At 69.5% G+C, this 262-nt stretch carries 1 pseudogene; it reads left to right on the forward strand.

The features are described 5' to 3' along the window. Positions 1-262, forward strand: a pseudogene (locus tag AC0L2O_RS36935) (CoA ester lyase); the annotation flags it as partial.

A 262-nucleotide genomic window follows, 5' to 3' on the forward strand; every position in this document is an offset into this window, starting at 1 on the left:
TTGGAAGCTGCGGCTGGCGTCGCCATCGGCTCAACGCGCATCGTCTGCGTCGCGACGGAAACCGCAGGATCGATCTTCGGGCTCGGCAGCTACAAGGGCTGCTCCCCTCGCCTCGCGGGCCTGATGTGGGGCGCGGAGGATCTCTCGGCCTCGCTCGGCGCTACTGAAAAGGCGTCGGGCGGCGTGTTCCACAGCCCTTATCGCCTGGCGCGCGATCTCTGCCTGATGGCGGCGGCCGCGGCCGAGGTCGCGCCGATCGACA

The sequence above is a fragment of the Bradyrhizobium sp. Kon10 genome (assembly GCF_055807395.1).